The sequence below is a fragment of the Croceimicrobium sp. genome (assembly GCF_965228705.1).
In the GTDB taxonomy this organism is placed as follows: Bacteria; Bacteroidota; Bacteroidia; order Flavobacteriales; family Schleiferiaceae; genus Croceimicrobium.
In genome coordinates this window covers 1,859,474-1,877,451 of record NZ_OZ245832.1, presented here as the reverse complement: position 1 = coordinate 1,877,451, position 17,978 = coordinate 1,859,474, and the positions used below count along the sequence as shown (strand labels likewise).

18 protein-coding genes and 1 pseudogene are annotated in these 17,978 nt (G+C 43.8%); 12 read left to right on the top strand and 7 right to left on the bottom strand.

What is annotated here, in order from left to right; genetic code table 11:
- The first annotated feature begins 9 nt into the window (after positions 1–9).
- Positions 10–2,496, top strand: coding sequence for a PAS domain S-box protein (locus ACO05P_RS08525; protein ID WP_421754809.1), 2,487 nt, complete (start codon positions 10–12; stop codon positions 2,494–2,496).
- 30 nt (positions 2,497–2,526) lie between these two features.
- Positions 2,527–2,640, top strand: a pseudogene (locus ACO05P_RS08520) (sensor histidine kinase); the annotation flags it as partial.
- Here the strand turns inward: ACO05P_RS08520 and ACO05P_RS08515 are convergent.
- The 4 genes from ACO05P_RS08515 to ACO05P_RS08500 all read right to left on the bottom strand — a co-directional run bounded on the left by ACO05P_RS08515 (position 2,637) and on the right by ACO05P_RS08500 (position 7,104).
- Positions 2,637–3,539 carry a histone deacetylase gene (locus tag ACO05P_RS08515; protein ID WP_421754808.1) on the bottom strand — a complete coding sequence of 301 codons (903 nt, stop codon included), beginning with the start codon at positions 3,537–3,539 and terminating at the stop codon, positions 2,637–2,639. The pseudogene ACO05P_RS08520 and the gene ACO05P_RS08515 overlap by 4 nt on opposite strands.
- A 7-nt stretch (positions 3,540–3,546) precedes the next feature.
- Complete coding sequence (gene pheT, locus ACO05P_RS08510) at positions 3,547–5,970, bottom strand: phenylalanine--tRNA ligase subunit beta (protein WP_421754806.1); 2,424 nt, start codon at positions 5,968–5,970, stop codon at positions 3,547–3,549.
- A gap of 79 nt (positions 5,971–6,049) precedes the next feature.
- Positions 6,050–6,592 (bottom strand): thioredoxin family protein, encoded by a 543-nt coding sequence (locus tag ACO05P_RS08505; protein ID WP_421754805.1) that lies wholly within the window; start codon positions 6,590–6,592, stop codon positions 6,050–6,052.
- A complete protein-coding gene (locus ACO05P_RS08500; protein ID WP_421754803.1) occupies positions 6,589–7,104 on the bottom strand; it encodes a UpxY family transcription antiterminator in 516 nt (171 codons plus the stop codon). The genes ACO05P_RS08505 and ACO05P_RS08500 overlap by 4 nt, the downstream gene beginning before the upstream one ends.
- Positions 7,105–7,191: 87 nt before the next feature.
- Between ACO05P_RS08500 and ACO05P_RS08495 the strand changes: the two genes are divergently transcribed.
- Positions 7,192–7,821: a LysE family translocator gene (locus ACO05P_RS08495; protein ID WP_421754802.1), complete on the top strand. Its 630-nt coding sequence runs from the start codon at positions 7,192–7,194 to the stop codon at positions 7,819–7,821.
- Here ACO05P_RS08495 and ACO05P_RS08490 read toward each other — a convergent pair whose 3' ends face one another.
- Positions 7,822–8,484: a hypothetical protein gene (locus ACO05P_RS08490; protein WP_421754800.1), complete on the bottom strand. Its 663-nt coding sequence runs from the start codon at positions 8,482–8,484 to the stop codon at positions 7,822–7,824.
- A gap of 12 nt (positions 8,485–8,496) precedes the next feature.
- Positions 8,497–9,375, bottom strand: coding sequence for a pirin family protein (locus ACO05P_RS08485; RefSeq protein ID WP_421754799.1), 879 nt, complete (start codon positions 9,373–9,375; stop codon positions 8,497–8,499).
- A gap of 67 nt (positions 9,376–9,442) precedes the next feature.
- Between ACO05P_RS08485 and ACO05P_RS08480 the strand changes: the two genes are divergently transcribed.
- Positions 9,443–9,919 carry a DUF6702 family protein gene (locus ACO05P_RS08480; RefSeq protein WP_421754797.1) on the top strand — a complete coding sequence of 159 codons (477 nt, stop codon included), beginning with the start codon at positions 9,443–9,445 and terminating at the stop codon, positions 9,917–9,919.
- Between the two features lies 1 nt (position 9,920).
- Positions 9,921–10,496 carry a HupE/UreJ family protein gene (locus ACO05P_RS08475; protein WP_421754796.1) on the top strand — a complete coding sequence of 192 codons (576 nt, stop codon included), beginning with the start codon at positions 9,921–9,923 and terminating at the stop codon, positions 10,494–10,496.
- Here ACO05P_RS08475 and ACO05P_RS08470 read toward each other — a convergent pair.
- Positions 10,493–11,725 carry a DUF1015 domain-containing protein gene (locus ACO05P_RS08470; RefSeq protein ID WP_421754795.1) on the bottom strand — a complete coding sequence of 411 codons (1,233 nt, stop codon included), beginning with the start codon at positions 11,723–11,725 and terminating at the stop codon, positions 10,493–10,495. The two genes, ACO05P_RS08475 and ACO05P_RS08470, sit on opposite strands and share 4 nt — an antisense overlap.
- Positions 11,726–11,783: 58 nt before the next feature.
- Here ACO05P_RS08470 and ACO05P_RS08465 point away from each other — a divergent pair, with 58 nt between their 5' ends.
- The 7 genes from ACO05P_RS08465 to ACO05P_RS08435 all read left to right on the top strand — a co-directional run bounded on the left by ACO05P_RS08465 (position 11,784) and on the right by ACO05P_RS08435 (position 17,972).
- Positions 11,784–12,425, top strand: a complete 642-nt coding sequence (locus ACO05P_RS08465) for an O-methyltransferase (protein ID WP_421754793.1) — start codon at positions 11,784–11,786, stop codon at positions 12,423–12,425.
- A complete protein-coding gene (locus ACO05P_RS08460; RefSeq protein WP_421754792.1) occupies positions 12,422–13,699 on the top strand; it encodes a sialidase family protein in 1,278 nt (425 codons plus the stop codon). The genes ACO05P_RS08465 and ACO05P_RS08460 overlap by 4 nt, the downstream gene beginning before the upstream one ends.
- Positions 13,700–13,749: 50 nt before the next feature.
- On the top strand, positions 13,750–14,478 hold the full coding sequence (gene pepE / locus ACO05P_RS08455; RefSeq protein ID WP_421754791.1) for a dipeptidase PepE: 729 nt from the start codon (positions 13,750–13,752) through the stop codon (positions 14,476–14,478).
- 1 nt (position 14,479) lies between these two features.
- Complete coding sequence (locus ACO05P_RS08450; protein ID WP_421754790.1) at positions 14,480–15,175, top strand: DNA alkylation repair protein; 696 nt, start codon at positions 14,480–14,482, stop codon at positions 15,173–15,175.
- An 89-nt stretch (positions 15,176–15,264) separates the two neighbouring features.
- Positions 15,265–15,945, top strand: coding sequence for an isoprenoid biosynthesis glyoxalase ElbB (elbB, locus tag ACO05P_RS08445; protein ID WP_421754789.1), 681 nt, complete (start codon positions 15,265–15,267; stop codon positions 15,943–15,945).
- A gap of 93 nt (positions 15,946–16,038) precedes the next feature.
- Positions 16,039–17,556 carry a 2,3-bisphosphoglycerate-independent phosphoglycerate mutase gene (gpmI, locus tag ACO05P_RS08440; RefSeq protein WP_421754787.1) on the top strand — a complete coding sequence of 506 codons (1,518 nt, stop codon included), beginning with the start codon at positions 16,039–16,041 and terminating at the stop codon, positions 17,554–17,556.
- Positions 17,553–17,972: a BT0820 family HAD-type phosphatase gene (locus ACO05P_RS08435; RefSeq protein WP_421754786.1), complete on the top strand. Its 420-nt coding sequence runs from the start codon at positions 17,553–17,555 to the stop codon at positions 17,970–17,972. The genes gpmI and ACO05P_RS08435 overlap by 4 nt, the downstream gene beginning before the upstream one ends.
- Positions 17,973–17,978: the final 6 nt, after the last annotated feature.

The following is a 17,978-nucleotide window of genomic DNA, read 5'->3' as shown; positions in this document are numbered from 1 at the left end:
TTAGCATTAATGGCTGCTCCCCGGTCTTCAGCATTTCAAGAAATATCCATAGATAATCAATTGCTTATCGCCCTGGAGCAGGAAGCTCCATATGGTTACTGGATTTGCCATGTTCCGAGTGGGGAGGTAATGATCAATAATGCTTTATCCGTTTCTATTGGTATTGATCGTCAGGCTTCGGATGATTTTAAAGCTAATACTCTTGGTGCTAAACAATTTAATTATTGCCAGGAGATTTACCGAAAAGGAGCGGTAAATCACTTTCAATTAAGTTACGCTTCCAATAAAGACTTCTTAAACTTTGAAGTGGAGCAAAGGCTTCTGGAAAACTATCCGGACTTTTTTGTGGCATTGCATTTATTTGCCCCTCAAAATCCCTGGCAGGACGATCAACTTTATTATCCTTATTTAATTAAAATTGATAGGGAAGGAAAATACCTCTACCACAATAGTCTTTATGTAGAACATTTTTTTGCGGATAAGACATCGCGAATAGGGGAAAGCTCAATGGCAGATGTCGCTGAGCAAAGCCGTGAAACGGGACGGGAAACGGCCCATTACTGTCTAGCACATCCCGGATTAATTTGCAATGTTCGAATCGAAAAGAAAAATCCCCGTGGCCCAGGCTTCGTAAGTACCCATTGGCAATTCATCTCCTTTCCAGATTGCTATGGTGATGTGGATGTTATTTATGCCCGCGGTTTTGATATTTCCGCTTTACAGGCCGCGGAGGAGCAACTGGATGCCCGTCAAAAAGAATTGAATTTCTTTTTCGAGAATCAGATGATCGGCGTTTTCTTTATGATGCTTCCAGAGCCTCAAGAGTGGAATGAGAATACGGATAAGGACGCGGTGGTGAAATATGCCTTCGAGAATCAGGTGATTACCCGCTGTAATAAAATGATCCTTGATCAATATGGTTTTAAATCCGAAGAAGAGTTTTTAAACCTGAGCCCCCGAGATTTCTTTTTACATGACATTGAGGGGGGGCTAAAGGTGTGGCGGAACTTTTTTGAGAATGGCCATTTACACAACTTAACGGAAGAACGTAGAACGGATGGTGAGCTCATCAAGATTGAAGGAGACTATCTGCTCTTGCGGGATGAAAAAGATCGGATTGTTGGACATCTTGGATTGCAACAGGATGTAACGGAGCGAGAAGCAGAGAAAGCGCGTTCGCAGGCCCACCGTGAGCAATTGGAAAAACTTACGGAAAGCATTCCCGGAGTTGTGTTTCAGGTAGACTATTCACCCAACAAAAGGTTGAATCTTAGTTTTTTAAGTAAGGCCTTCGAAGCGGTTAATTTTGGAATTGAGCGGCAAAAACTGCTAGAAGACCCTTCCAGTATAATGCAGGTAATAAGCCCTAAAGACTATTCCACTTTATTGGGCTCAGTGGTTTATTCGGCGCGAAACCTTCAGGATTTAGATGCAGAATTTCGCATTGAAAACAAATTGGGTGAAGAACGTTGGTTTCGTATACGAGTACGCCCACAGTCAAAGCACGATAGCCAGAGTTCCTGGTATGGAATTCTTACTGCTATAGATGATCAGAAGGCTTTTGAAAAGGAACAGCACAAGCTGGCTTTAATTGCTCGGAATACTTCGGACCTCATTATGATTGTTAGTCAGGAAGGAAGGGTAGACTGGGTAAATTCGGCCTGTGTGGAGTTTTTTGGATGGAAACCCGATTTTGCCCTGGGCAAGGAACCCGATCAACTTTTTAGAAGCCAGGAGAATCGCAAGCAAAAGGAGGATTTATTGATTGCCCTCTATGCCCAACGCAGTATAGAATTAAAGGTGAAGCTGGAGGCTGAAGAGGGGGCTCGCTGGTTAAATGTTCGCAATAAGCCTATTTGGAATGCCAATGGTGAATTCCTCTATAGCTTGCTGGTAATGCAGGATATTCATGAAGAGGAAGTGAAAAATCAGGAGATGGAGGCTTTGCTGAATATTACTTCCGAACAGAATAAACGCTTGCAAAGCTTTACTTATATCGTGTCGCATAATATACGCTCGCATTCAGCTAATCTGCAGGGTTTAATAGAGGCTGTTGATGCAGCGAAAACCGAAACTGAAAAACTGGAGCTATGGGAATATTTGCGAAAGGTGAGTGATGGTTTGGAATCGACAATTAAGCATCTAAATGAGATTATTGCCATCAATCAAAGTCTTAATCGCAGTAAGTCCAATTTGTGTTTAAAAGAGGAAGTTCAGCGCATTTTAGACATCCTTGGAGCAGAGCTCAAGGCTTTAAATGCTAAGGTGGAATTGGATTTTAAACCCGAGGCCGAAGTGTATTCGGTGAAAGCTTATTTAGAGAGTATTTTGCTAAACCTATTGAGCAATACGCTGCGCTATCGCCATCCTGATCGCGAACCCCGCATTAATATTCGTTTATCTGAAAATCGTGATTTTCATATTTTGGAGGTAAAGGATAATGGCTTGGGTATTGATTTGAAGCGCTATAAAGATCGCCTCTTTCAACTGTATTAAACCTTTCATCAGCATCCAAAGGCCAGGGGCTTAGGTTTGTATATTATGAAAAACCAGGTTGAAGCGATGGGAGGTAAAATTGAGCTAAAGAGTATTGTAAATCAGGGTACTACTTTTAAGATTTACCTTCCCAAGGAAATTTAGAAATACATGGCTTGTGCCAGTCGATAGGTATTGGCGTGGGCTTCAATTATATCGGCTAATCGCTGGCTGTAACCACCGCCCATACTGCAGGCAACAGGGATATGTCTTTTTTGGGCCTCTTCGAATACAAAGCGATCTCTTTCTTTGCAGCCCGCTATGCTCATTCCGAGACGACCTAATTTATCTGTGGCCAACACATCGACTCCCGACTGATAGAAAATGAAATCAGCATTTAGTCGATCAAGTAGGGCGGGTAATTGTGATTTAAGTCGGCTTAAGTATTCGCCGTCCTTAGTCCCGTCCGCTAATTCAATATCCAAATCACTTTTTTCTTTATGCAAGGGATAGTTTTTTGCTCCATGCATGGAAAAGGTGAATACCCTGTCTTCATCGGCCATAATTTCGGCGGTGCCATTCCCTTGATGGACATCTAGGTCGATTACCAATATTTGTTGTGCCAGTTTATGGTCTAACAGATAATGGGCCGCAATGGCAATGTCATTAAGTAGGCAAAACCCTTCTCCTCGATTGGTGTAAGCATGGTGAGTGCCTCCGGCAATATTGAGAGAAACTCCATTTTCCAGAGCATGAAAACAGCAGTCAATGGTGCCTTGAGCAATGCGTCTTTCGCGCTCCACCAATTGAGCTGACAGCGGAAATCCAGTGCGGCGTTCTTCGGCCCGACTTAGATTAAGCTCCTTCAGCTTTTGCCAATACAGTGGGCAATGGGTGCGTATAAGTTGTTGCTCCGAAAGGAGCTCTGGGCGAAAGAAATTAGCTTCCGAGCATGTACCTTCATAAAGCAACTGCTCGGGTAAGAGGCTGTACTTTGCCATTGGGAATCGATGTCCTTTGGGCAAAGGATGATGGTAAATCGGATCGAAGGCGATCTTCAACATGCCGCTTCTAACGCAGGCTGGCTCCGTATTGTTTCTCGAGGCTAGCCTGAATTTTAGACATGATTTGTTCTACCGCCTTATCATTAAGGGTCTTTTCCTCATGGGCCAATGTGAAGCTCAAGGCGTAGGATTTCTTTCCTTCCGGTAAGTTCTTGCCTTCGTATACATCAAAGAGATTTACCGCTTTTAGGAGCTTTCCACCTGCTTTGGCTGCTGCCTGAGCTAAATCACCGTACTTCACATTACTGTCCACCAATAAGGCTAGGTCGCGACGTACTTCAGGGAATTTAGGAAGGTCGCTCATCACAATGCTGTTTTTACGCGCCGCATCCACTAAAGCTTCCCAGTTTAATTCTGCATAGAAAACGGCGGTTTTCAGATCAAAGCTTTTCAATAAGCCCGGGTTTACCTTACCGATTTCGGCTAATACTTTCTTGCCGCGATGCCATTTTAATCCTTCACTAAAGATGGCAGCCTCCGAAGCAGATTCTTGAAAACCACTTAATCCAATTCGTTCAAAAAGCAATTGTACCGCATTCTTTAATTGGTAGAAATCACTGGCTTGGGCACCTTGTTTCCAGTTTTCATCTTCGGCTAAACCGGTTAACCATAAGGCCAGATCTTCACGTTCTTCAAAACCAGATTCTTTCTTACGGTAGCAACGTCCAAATTCAAAAAACTTAAGATTGGCTCTTTGGCGTTTGCTATTGTATTCAACCGCTTCCAACCCACCGAATAACATGGATTGGCGCATTACCGCCAAATCCTGACTCAGAGGGTTGAGCATTGCTACACTCGCTTCAGGCTCGAAGCCATACTTTTCGTAATACGAAGCTTTGGTGAGTGAATTATTCATCATTTCATGATAGCCCAGGCTACTTAGTAAACTGCTGATCATGTCTCTTTCACGAGCATCATCATCCGCACTTTTTTGGGCAACTGAAATTCGCATGGGGCCATCATAAGGAACGGCATTAAAGCCATAAATACGCAGTACTTCTTCAACTACGTCGGCTTCACGCTCAACATCACGACGGTAAGCAGGAACTTCTAAATTCCAATTTTGACCTGACTCCGCTTTGATTCGGATATCGAGAGAGGCTAATATATCGCGCACCATTTCGGTAGGGATGGCCTCACCGATAAGGCTATTCATACGATCGAGATTTAAAGTGAGCTCCTGGTTTTGGATTTTTACCGGGTGCTCATCGGCAATAGCCATGGAAACCTCGCCGCCGGCAATTTCCTGAATTAAGGTTACTGCTCGTTTTAAGGCGTATTCCGTCATTTCAGGATCTACCCCACGCTCATAACGGAAAGATGAATCGGTATTTAAAGCATGGCGCTTAGCGCTTTTACGAATGTGTACCGGATCGAAATAGGCTACTTCCAAGAATATATTCTCGGTACTGTTGCTAACACCTGAATTTTGACCTCCATAAACACCTGCCAAAACCAAGGGCCGTTCGGCATCCCAGATCATTAAATCCTGATCGCTTAGTTTTAACTCACTACCATCAAGGGTGATGAATTTATCACCAGCCACCGCATTTTTAATGATGATTTCCTTTCCGGCAATTTTATCAGCATCAAATGCATGCATGGGATGGCCGGTTTCATGGAGAACATAATTGCTTATATCTACAATGTTGTTTACGGGCTTAAGGCCGATTGCTCTTAATCTGTTTTGCAACCAGGCTGGCGATTCTTCCACCTTAACTCCTTGAATAGAGATGCCCATGTATCGATAGCAAGCTTCCTCATTTTCGATACGCACAGCAATGGGCATATCATTGCGTTCGCTTTTAAAAGCCGCTACTGAGGGGAGCTTTAATTCGGGTTTACCTTGCTCAAAGCGAAGTAAAGCAGCGCGCAGATCACGGGCCACTCCGTAATGACTCATAGCATCTGTACGGTTGGGGGTTAGTCCGATTTCGATTACATAATCGGACTCTATTTCGAAATACTCTGCCGCAGGGCTACCCACTTTGGCGGCAGGGTCTAAGATCATAATTCCATCGTGGCTCTCGCCTAATCCCAGCTCATCTTCGGCGCAAATCATGCCTTCCGATACCTGGCCACGTAATTTGCTTTTCTTGATGGTAAAAGAGCCGTCTTCCGTGTAAATTTCAGTACCAACAGTGGCCACGGGAACCTTTTGTCCGGTAGCAACATTTGGGGCACCACATACAATTTGCACGGCTTGATCCGTACCAATATTTACTTCGGTAACTTTAAGACGATCTGCATCGGGATGTGGCTTACAGCTAAGAACTTCTCCAATTACAACTCCGCGCAAACCTCCTTTAATGGTATCGATTTGCTCCAGACCTTCGACTTCCAGGCCGGTGTCGGTTAAATATTCTGCCGCTTTTTCCGGACTGAGGTCAGTGTTCAAATACTCCTTAAGCCAATTGTATGAGATCTTCATGCTGAGATTTTGAAAAGCGCAAAGTTAAGGTAATTGCGGCGCTCCTACCTAGCATTCTCAGCTTGAAATCTTGGGCCTTTTATTTGAGGGAATAGACCAATTCGTAGTTCATTTTGTACTGGTCGAAAGGCTGCTCTTTGTAGTGGTTTCCAGCTAAATAGGTGATTACCTGTTCGAATGATTTTGGGTCCATATAACCTGGTACCGGTTGGATTACATTGAGTTCTTCGTCCAGATATACGATAGTGGGATAGGAGAGTCGACCATTAGCCAGTGTTGCCGCCAATTCATTATATCCCCTTCGGCCCTGAGCCACATATTTAAAAGTATGCCCTTTAAACTGGATGGAGTCTTTGCTTTCGGCATTAAACTTTACCGCATAGAAATTGGCATTCACATATTCTACAATGCCAGGATGCTGAAAGGTGGCTTTATCCATTTTATGACACCAGGTGCACCAACTGGTATAAAGGTCAACAAATACTTTGCGTGGCTCTTTAGCTTGTGCAGCTTCCAATTCTTCGATGGTGAGCCAATTGATTTTTGGCGATTCCTCCGCATTTTGGCCCCAGCTATTAAATGCCAGGCTAAGGATAAACAGAGTGCTAAATAGTTTTTTCATCTTTCAATATTTTCAACTTGACTTTTAGGAACTTCGGCATACAGAGCCATTCCCAGTTTTTCAATTTCGAGTACAACCCGATGTTTGTTTTGACGAACTACCGTGCCATAAGCATCTTCCAGTTCGCCATGTTTTATACGTAGTTTTTGTCCTGCTTCAAAGTCAATTTGCTCAATACTCACCCCCTGATAGGCCTGCAGGAAATCGCGAATGGCATCTATTTCCTCTTCTCGAATTTCGGCCGCTTTTCCCAGCCAGGTTACTTGGGCAACTACGCCCGGAGTATTTAATACTTCAAATTTATCCTTGAGCTCAAAACGAACAAAGACATAACTTTTAAAGAACGGTTCTTCGATCTTCTTCTTGCGATCGCTCCATTGCTTAATTACAGTCTGGGTGGGGGCATAAACCTGACAGCCTTTTGCCTTGAGTCGCTCGGCAACTTTTTTTTCGGCACGTGGCTTGGTGTAAAGCGCATACCAGTGGGCGGGGGCAGATGAGGTTTTTTGCATGGCACAAGCTTTTTGTGGTGGCGCTAATTTACAAATCCCTGCGAGGCAATCTTCATAGAAACCCTAAAGCAGTATATCTTGCCGCCCGTGAATTGGGAATTATATTTCACTTTTTTAAGTGCCGCTATTGCCCTCACTTTTATGCCAGGGCCTGATAATATCTTTGTACTTACCGAAAGCTTAAGTCGGGGTTCTCGTCGAGGAGTAAGCCTTTCGGCAGGATTGGCCTCCGGGGTTTTGGTACATACTTTATTGGCTGCAAGTGGCTTGGCTTTATTACTCCTGGAGTTTCCTCAGATATCTATTGGTCTGCGCTTGGCCGGGACACTTTATTTGCTTTATCTCGTTTATGGTGCCTGGAAGGAGGAACCGCAGACCATCCATTTGGAAAGCACTAAAGGCACTGCTCTTATCCCGGGCTTTTGGAGCTCTTGGGCCAAAGGGTTTTTAATGAATGTGCTAAACCCAAAAGTGACTTTATTCTTTTTAGCCCTTTTACCGCAATTTGTGGATACACAAGCAAACTGGCCGGCCTTTCAGCAGATGAGCTTAATGGGCCTAAGCTTTATGGTACAAGCTTTTTTGATCTTTAGTTTAATGGCCATTCTAGCCGGGCAGTTAAAACCTTATCTGGCAAAGGAGGCTTTCAGTCACTTTATGAAATGGTTGCAAATTGTGGTTTTACTGTTGATAGCTTTAGGACTTTGGTTTCTTTGATTAGTCCTCTACAAAGTAGCTGATTTGCAATCCAGCGCCCCAGCCTGAGATGCTTTCCCAATTTGCACCACTGTTTAAGTTATAAGAAAAATAAACACCCAATCGAGTGGTCTCCCAAACGAAGGTAGGGGCGATTTGAGCTTGAAAAACACTGAGTTCTCCCAGGGAATAGCGATCAAAGTCATTGATGTCTGTATTATTCTGGGCCGCATCCAGACTCAAGGAATAAGCATTTATCGGGAGTTTTATACTTAAACTGCTTTCCAGGTCAAAGTCGAAACTGCTGGTTTCTGCCATTCGAAAAGCATAGATCGGGCTGAAATTGAAATAGATGCGACGGGTGCTTTGAGGGAGGTAAATTTGAGTGTCGCCATTGCCATCCACATAATCACTGCCGGTATAGCTAAAGGCCATTCGCGAAACACCAAGCTTTAATCCCCATTGCTGATTTCGGCCCGCATTTTGACGAAAGGCCGCTCCGGCCCCAGCCTCGAAAGCAATACCCGTCCAGGCTTTAACGCCTTGATAATCATACTTGCTGCCAAAGGCGTTTTGTACACTAAAGCTACCGCCAAACATTTCCAGGCTAAAGCCATCCTTATTTTGCCCCCAGGAATTTAAGCTGATCAGGCCGAAGAGCAGAAGGGAAAATTTCATTTTCATAAACAGGAAAGATTAAGAGAATTCAGGTAGGGGAACATAGCTGTTGTCGCCATCAACTTTTGGCCAATCGTGGTTTTGCCATTTTTCTTTGGCATTTTCAATAAGCTTAGGGTCACTAGCTACAAAGTTCCAATAAATGGTACGGGCTTCGGGAAGAGCTTCGCCGCCAAAGAATAGAATATGACTATTAGCGGCAACTTTCAATTTACAGGTATTCTCATCTTTAGAAACCAAAAGATGGCCAGCTTCTACTTCTTGATCGCAAGCCCAAACTTTGCCTTTTACTACACAAATGCCAATTTCACCTTTCAGCTGTCCTCGAAGGTCGATGCTCGAGTCGGTTTCACATTTGAGTTCCAACATAAAGAGAGGAGAATGCGTGGGAACGGGCGATTGACGACCGAAAGCTTCGCCTGCGACTAGTTTCCATTGATTGGGACCATCTTGCCATTGGGGTAAATCATCGCTGGCAAAATGATGGAAAGAAGGCTCTATTTGCTCGACCTCTTTGGGTAATGCCACCCATATCTGGTAGCCGTGCACGGTGAAACTGTTACCCTTACGCAAATGCATCGGGGTTCTCTCAGTATGGCTTACGCCTGATCCGGCGACCATCCAGTTTACCGATCCCGGACGAATAATTTGCTCGGTACCCAGGCTATCGCGATGTTCTACTTCACCTTCTAGCAGAAAGGTTAAAGTTGCCAATCCAATATGAGGATGCTGATCCACATCCATATAATGATCGGGTCCTAATTCGGTGGGGCCCATATGGTCAATAAAGATAAAAGGGCCTACCATGCGTTTCTTGCGGAAAGGTAAAAGTCTGCCAACCAGGAAGTCGCCAATGTCACGGCTTCTTTCGGGGATAATAAGGTCTGTATTCGACATTTGATATTTGGGTATTATAGCTAGTGCTCCTGCGGAGATTTGCTACTTTGGCGTTCAATTTACTAAGATGCCTCAGTTAATTTTAGTTCTAATTAGTCTTTGTCTGCCTCGCCATGATTTTCATGTGAGCATTGCTCAGGTGGAGTATAAAGATCAGGAAATGCAATGCACTTTAAGGCTTTTCCGGGAAGACCTGGAAAATCACCTCGAAAAGGATCTTTGTTATTCTTTAAAATTGGGTGAGGCCGATGAACATCCCAGTGCAGATAGCTTAGTGGCTGCCTTTATTTCACAAGAATTTAATCTCAAGCTAGGTCCTAAGTCCTTAAAACAGAATTACCTTGGGAAAGAAGTTGAGGTGGAAATGATCTACTTGTACTTTTTCTATCCTTGTCCTGAAAAGCCAACAGAAGTAGTAGTTCGCAATAGCATCTTTTTTGATAGCTTTGAAGATCAGAGCAATATTGTGAATGTACGAATCGGAGATGAACTCCGATCGGCCTACCTCACTTCTGCAGAATCTGAAAAGAAGTTAATCTTTTAGCATGCAAACATTTTCCACTTATCTGCGCCTGGGTTATGAGCATATCATGAGTGTTCAGGCTATGGATCATATCTTGTTTGTGGTGGTGCTAATGGCCGTATATCAAAGTCGTAATTGGTTGCGGGTTGTGGCAGCAGTTACCTTTTTTACGATAGGTCATTCTTTGACTTTGAGTTTGGGGGCCTTGGAAGTGATTAAAATTGATAAGGGAATCATCGAATTCCTAATTCCATTAACCATACTCTTAACGGCTTTATATAACTTAACGAAGTCGGGGCAAAACCAAAATAATAAGTCCAAAGCCTGGATTGCCGGAGTCTTTGGTTTAATTCACGGATTAGGTTTTTCCAATTACTACGACATGTTGGTGATGGGAGATAGTAATTATTGGCAGGCCCTATTGCCCTTTAATTTAGGTATTGAATTGGCGCAACTCTTACTGGTGGCCATTACCCTATTATTAATGGGGGTTTACAGTTTTATGCTCAATCGAAAAATCCGCGACTGGAACCTATTTGTTTCTGGGGCTGGTTTCGGATTGGCCTTAATTATGTGCCTGGAAAACTGGCCTTTCTAATCTTCCTTAATCGGGTAGATTACCAATCCACTTCTCAATTTAGGTTCAATATAAGTGCTTTTGGGGGGCATGATTTTACCCTCATCACTTACTTGTTTTATCTGTTCGATACTAACCGGAAAAAGGCTAAAGGCAATATGATAAGCACCTTTATTCACCGCTTTTTCCAAATATTCCAAGCCATAAGTTCCAGGAACAAAATCAACCCGATCATCGGATTTTAAGTCCTTTATATGGAAAATCGGATCCAGAATATTGCGACTCAAAATTTCAGCATCCAGGTGACCCACAGGATCATTGGGGTCGAAACTGCCTATTTTGGGATTTAGCTTAAACCATTCCCCGTCCAGATACATTCCAATTTCGTGCACCTTTTGTGGGTGAAAGGTTTCTTGATGCTTAGGTTCGATATTAAAGCGCTGTTCCAATTCCAGCAAAACCTGGGCTTTATTCTTACCGCTGTCATTTATCACCAGGCGATTGAAATCGTAAATTTTCATTTGTTCTTCCCCAATCAGGAAGGCCATGAAATATTGATGGGCTCCTTCATCATTGCCTTTATCTTGCATCCTTTGTGCCAGCCGAGCTGAACTGGCACTGCGGTGATGACCATCAGCGATATACAGGCAATTTTGACGCTTAAATGCGGAGGTTATTAGATCCAGGTCTTTAGGTTCAGTAATAGGCCAAAGTCGATGGAAAACCCGATCGGTAGAAGTGAATTCATATTCGGCCCGCATTTCGATATAGCGCGCAAATAAACGATTCAGCTCAAAGTCATCATGGTAGATGAGTAATACGGGTTCAGCATTAAAGCCCGTTTCTTCGAGGTAATCGGTAAACATTTCCTCGCGAGCACTAAGGGTGTTTTCATGTTTTTTGATGCGTCCCTCCAAATAATCCTGAACGCTAACCGCTGCAATAACACCAATGTATTCATTGCCATCTTTAACCTGGCTGTAGAGATAATAGGAGGCTTGCTCATCTTTAGTGAAAATCTCTTCCTCACACCAAAGCTCAAAACCCTCGCGTACTAAGTCGTATTTGGCTTTTCCCGGTGCCAGAGCACGACCAGCTTTCGGGTTTATGACGTGCATAAAGCTGAAAGGGTTATTATTCAGTTTATCATCCAGTTCCTCCTCTGTATAACTCAGGTAGGAACGAGTAGCTACTAAATAAGCCTTATCCCGCGGTGGGCGATAAGCGCGAAAAGGTTTGAGGGTGATCATGGGGGCGAAATTAGGGAATCGCCGCACTTAATAGCTACTTTTGATGCAATTCTGAATTATGCATTTTCTCGATCCCAAACTAGAAGACTACCTCAGTGCACATCACGATGCAGAGCCTGACTTATTAGCTCAATTAAATCGCGAAACCCATCTTAAGGTACTGCAACCTCGCATGCTTAGCGGTGCTTTGCAAGGGCGATATTTATCTATGATATCCAAATTAGCCCAACCAAAATACATTTTGGAAATCGGTACCTATACTGGTTATTCAGCTTTATGTTTGGCAGAAGGCCTGCAGGATGGAGGGGAACTGCATACCCTGGAAATCAATGATGAGTTGGAGACCATGTGTCGGAAGTACTTTGTAGCGGCAGGTAAAGCGGAACAAATTCATCTTCATATTGGGGATGCCCTGGATAGCCTGCAAAAGCTAAAGCGAGATTGGGATTTAGTCTTTATTGATGCCGACAAACCGCGCTATTTAGACTATTATAAACTGCTGATTCCTCGATTGAAATCCGGCGCCTTCATTTTAGCGGATAATGTTTTGTGGAGCGGGAAGGTGATTGAAGAACCCCTGCCAAATGATGAAAGTACTCAGGCCTTATTGGAATTCAATACCTTCGTGCAAGAGGATGATCGGGTAGAAAATTTGCTTTTACCCCTGCGCGATGGACTCATGTGTATTCGTGTAAAATGAAAAAGCTAGTTCTTAGTTCATTGATAGGCCTATGTGGACTGTCACTTTCCGCTCAAAATGTTTTAATTGGCGAAGGAAGCTTGCTTCGAGGCCGTGGTTATTGCGAGCCGAGTATTTCCATTAATCCTCGTAATCCTGATAATATTGTAGCAGGAGCTGTGCTGGATGCAGTTTTTTACAGTACGGATGGTGGTGAAAGCTGGATTGCTGATACCATGGTTTCCTCTTTTGGAGTGTGGGGAGATCCGGTTTTAATTACCGATACCGCTGGTCATCATTACTATTTGCACTTATCGGATCCTACCGGGGAGAATTGGTCTAGTGAAGAAATCTTAGATCGGATTGTAATTCAAAAAAGTACCGATGGAGGGCAAAGCTGGTCGAATGGTACTTTCACAGGCATGGCTCATCCCAAAGATCAAGATAAGCATTGGGCGATAGTGGATACCAGCACGAATGCGATTTACATTACCTGGACTCAGTTCGATGATTACGGTAGTGAGAATCCTGAAGATGAGAGTAATATTTTATTTTCCAAATCATTGGATGGCGGGGAAACCTGGTCAGAAGCGATTCAGGTAAATACAATTCCAGGAAATTGTTTGGATAATGACAGCACTACTGAAGGCGCGGTGCCAGCGGTAGGCCCGGATGGGACCATTTATGTAAGCTGGGGGAATCGCGGGAACTTATACTTTTCGAAGAGCACCGATGCTGGTGAAAGCTGGACGGAAGATAAAGTCATTGCACAGCAACCCGGAGGTTGGGATATTGATGTGCCGGGTGTGCAAAGAGCCAATGGTATGCCGGTTACCATCTGTGACAGGAAGGGGCGGCTCTATGTAAATTGGGTTGATGATCGCGAAGGTAATTATGATGTTTGGGTGATGCACTCTGATGATGGAGGGGAGAATTGGACAGATCCTATTCGGGTGAATGATGATACCGGATCTGCAGATCAATTTTTTACCTGGATGTGTGTTGATCCGGTAACGAATATCCTTTATGCCGTTTTCTATGATCGTCGTGGTCTGGAGGGCAATCATACCCATGTTTACCAGGCACGAAGTACGGATCAAGGCGAGAGCTGGACGAATATCCGGATTACCGAAGAATCCTTCCGCACTAATCCATTGGTGTTTTTTGGTGATTACAATCATATTTCCGCTTATGGAGGTCGGGTACGTCCCATTTGGACTCGAATTCAAGGTTTGAAAATGGGCGTTTGGACTAGCCTATGGGAGGAGTCCAGGTATGAGGGGGAAAAGGACTAGGCATCTTTTTTCTAGGTATGAAATGATACCTTTGCGGCAAATTACCTAGCATGAAAGCTTATCACTCCAATTCTTCCCGAGTTTTAATGATATCGACCAGTAAAATCCATGGCTCTGATTACATGGAATATTTACTCGATGAGGTGGAAGATTTTTTGGGTGAGGCAAAAGAATTGTTGTTCATTCCTTATGCTCGACCCGGAGGAATTAGCTTTGATGAATATACTACCTATCCCGCCAAGGCTCTTGCCCCCAAGGGGATTAAGGTAAAGGGAATCCATGAATATGAGGATCCCAAGGAAGCAATTGCAAGAGCCCATGCTGTATTTGTTGGTGGCGGAAATACCTTCTTGTTAACCAAAACGCTTTATGAGTTGGAGCTCATCGAAGCATTAAGAGCAGCCGTGGTGAAGGGGATACCTTACATGGGGAGCAGTGCTGGAAGCAATATCACTGGTCTTAGTATCGGAACAACCAATGATATGCCTATTGTTTATCCTCCCAGTTTTGAGGCTTTGGCTTTAGTGCCCTTTAATATCAATCCTCACTATTTGGATCCGGATCCGAATTCGAAACATCAAGGAGAAACTCGTGCTACTCGCATTCATGAATTTCATTTTCAAAACAGCCAGGCAGTGATTGGTCTGCGTGAAGGTTCATGGTTGCGTTTGGAAAATGCTCATTTGGAGTTGAAGGGGCCTCATTCGGCTCCCTTGTTTGAGGCTAATAAAGAGATGCGTGAAATCCCTCAGGGAGATGTGAGCTTTTTATTAGGCTAGGATGGAAGTTCTTCATTTTATTGAAGGTCTCCGAGAATTAAGCGACGAAGGATATCGCATTAAATTAGCCGGATTCGGGATTCCCAATGAGCATGCTTTAGGGGTGCGAATGCCGGATATTCGAGAATACATCAAGCCTTTTAAGGGAAATGCTGATTTAGCATTGGGACTTTATGATACGGAGTACCATGAAGCGAAATTGGCCGCCGGACTAATCTTTCCAGCCAGAGAATTAAGTCGGGAGCAGGCGGATCGTTTTATGGAAGGACTTTACAGCTGGGATCTGGTAGATCAATTTTGTGGATCATTATTTCAAAAGGCAAGCTTTGCTCTAGAATTACCTTGGCTATGGGCTCCTTTGCCAGGTGAATTTCAGAGAAGAGCAGGATTAGTAATGATCGCCTCTATCTCCATGCATCATAAAAAAATGCCAGATTCAGACTTGCTCGAATATCTTCCCTTGTTGAAAGAGGCCATTGATGATCAGCGAAATTTCGTTCGCAAGGCCAACTCTTGGGTGCTCCGAACATTGGGGAAGCGCAGCTTATGGCTAAATGCCCAAATTCAGGATTACATCCGAAAAGAATGGCTATTGGAGAATTCTAAATTCCAGTTTTGGGCAGCCAGAGATGCCATGAAGGAATTGCAAGACCCGAAAATTTTAGCCCGTTTAGAAAAGAAAGCACGGGCTAAATAGCTGTTATTAACAGTCTCTTATTTACTCTTTTGTGACATTCGGTTTGAGAGGATTTATCAATTCTCTAATTTGCTGTCCAAACAGAAACTATGAAGATAGGCGTACTCTTGCATGGCTCTGGAGTTTACGATGGAACTGAAATACACGAAGCAGTTCTTAGTCTCCTGGCCATAGCCGAAGCAGGGCATGAATACCAATGCATTGCCCCTAATGTGAATCAATATCATGTAGTCAATCATCTCGATGGTTCTGAGATGGATCAAGAGCGAAATGTATTGATAGAATCAGCTCGAATTGCTCGGGGAGAAGTAATTGATCTAGCTGATTTTGTCCCAGCTGAAATTGATGCCTTATTTATGCCGGGTGGATTTGGTACCGCTAAAAACCTTACCCAATGGGCTTTTGATGGACCAGGTGCAGCGATTCTTCCTGAAATTAAATCTTTGGTCCTCAACATGATTGAAAACCAAAAGCCAATAGCTGCTTTGTGTATGAGTCCTACCACTGTGGCTAAAGCTTTGGAGGGCAGTCACTATCATGCGCGTTTAAGTGTTGGCAGTAGTGTAGAAGCTTCGCCTTATGATATCGCAGCCATTTCTGGTGGTATGGAGAGTATAGGTGTGGAAGCCGAATCAAAAACCGTAGCTGAAGTAAGCGTGGACAGCGACCTTAAAATAGTATGTGCTCCCTGCTATATGATGGAAGCCAGCATCCTCGAGGTTCGTGCGAATATTCAACAGGCTTTAGAAGCTTTGATTGCATTAAGCTAAACAAGCGCTTAGCCTTTGCCTTTCAGGGATTAATCCTATAGATCGCAGGTCTTTCGAAAGGCAATGTCTAATTTTGCAGTTTAAAATTGTATCATGAGCAATTCGCCTAAAGCGGCACTGATCATTTTAGATGGTTGGGGTATCGCGAAGAATCTTGAGGTATCAGCTATAGATAAGGCTCAAACTCCTTTTGTAGATTCACTTTACCATCAATATCCCAATACACGTTTGCAGGCTTCTGGTCTGGCGGTGGGTTTACCGGATGGGCAAATGGGAAATAGTGAAGTAGGCCATATGAATTTAGGAGCCGGTCGTGTGGTATATCAGGATTTGGTGAAAATCAATATGGCGGTTGCAGATGGCAGTTTAGCCCAGGAGCCTGTATTGGTGGAGGCTTTTGAGTACGCCCGGAATCATAAGAAAAAAGTGCACTTCATTGGCTTACTTTCCGATGGAGGGGTGCATTCGCACATTCAACATCTTAAAGGTTTGATTAGCGCCGCCTCCGAGCGTGGCCTGGAAGAAATTTATGTTCATGCTTTTACCGATGGTCGAGATACCGACCCTAAAGGAGGATTGGGCTATATGGCGGATTTGGAGCAGCATTTAGCCAAACATGGTGGGGCTGTGGCCTCAGTGGTAGGTCGTTATTTTGCAATGGACCGTGATAAAAGATGGGAGCGTGTGCGCAAGGCTTATGACCTTATGGTGAAAGGTGAAGGAGAATCTTTTGCCTCAGCTAAGGCCTGCTTGGAAGGCAATTATGAACGCGGAATTACCGATGAGTTTATTGAGCCTGGAATCATCAATAGCAATGGCTTAATTGCTGAGGATGATGTGGTGATTTGCTTCAACTTCCGAACGGATCGCGGTCGACAAATTACCATGGCTCTAAATCAGCAAGATTTTCCGGAGCAGGAGATGAAAAAGCTGAATCTCCATTATGTGACCATGACCCGCTATGATGATACCTTCAAAGGGGTGAAGGTGATTTATGAAAAAGATAATTTAAGCGATACACTGGGTGAAGTGATCAGCAAAGCTGGGAAGACTCAAGTTCGTATTGCAGAAACTGAAAAATATCCACACGTAACTTTCTTCTTTTCCGGTGGTCGAGAGTCGGAGTTTGAAGGCGAGCATCGTTTGCTCATTTCATCACCCAAAGTAGCAACCTACGATCTGCAGCCGGAGATGAGTGCATTTGAAGTACGTGATGCTATTATTGAAGATATTGAAAGTCAGAGTCCTGATTTTATTTGCCTCAATTTTGCTAATCCAGACATGGTGGGGCATACAGGGGTGATGGAGGCAGCCGTGAAAGCATGCGAAACAGTTGATCAATGTGCACAGGAAGTGGTTGAAGCAGGACTTAAAAAAGGCTATCGCTTTATCATATTGGCTGATCACGGCAATGCTGATTGTATGCGAAATGAAGATGGTAGTCCAAATACCGCACATACCACCCAGCCGGTACCTTGCTTCCTGATTGGGAATGATGTAGAAAAGATTAAATTGCGCGAAGGTGTTTTAGGCGATGTAGCGCCTACGCTTTTGGAACTGTTGAATATTGAGAAGCCGCAAGCAATGAGCGGTAAATCCTTAATTGTATGATTACTGACGAATCGAAGATTTTAGCCATCGATTTTGATGGGACTATTGTAGACGATGCATATCCGGCCATAGGGAAGGCCAAGCCCTTTGCATTTGAAACTTTAAAGATGCTCCAAAAAGATGGGCATCGCCTTATTTTATGGACCTATCGCTATGGTCGAAAGCTTCAAGAAGCGGTTGACTTCTGTAAGGAAAACGGCTTAGAGTTTTATGCCGTAAATAAAAGTTATCCTGAAGAGGCTTATGATGAAAAAGAAGCCAGCCGTAAGATTCATGCGGATTTATTTGTAGACGATCGCAATTTACAAGGCTTCCCGGGTTGGGGAGAAGTGTACCAAATGATTAGCGGGAAAGAGGAGGAGCCCGCGAAGAATCGCGCCCGAAAGAACTCCAAAAAAAGATTTTTCAGATTTTAGAAATTA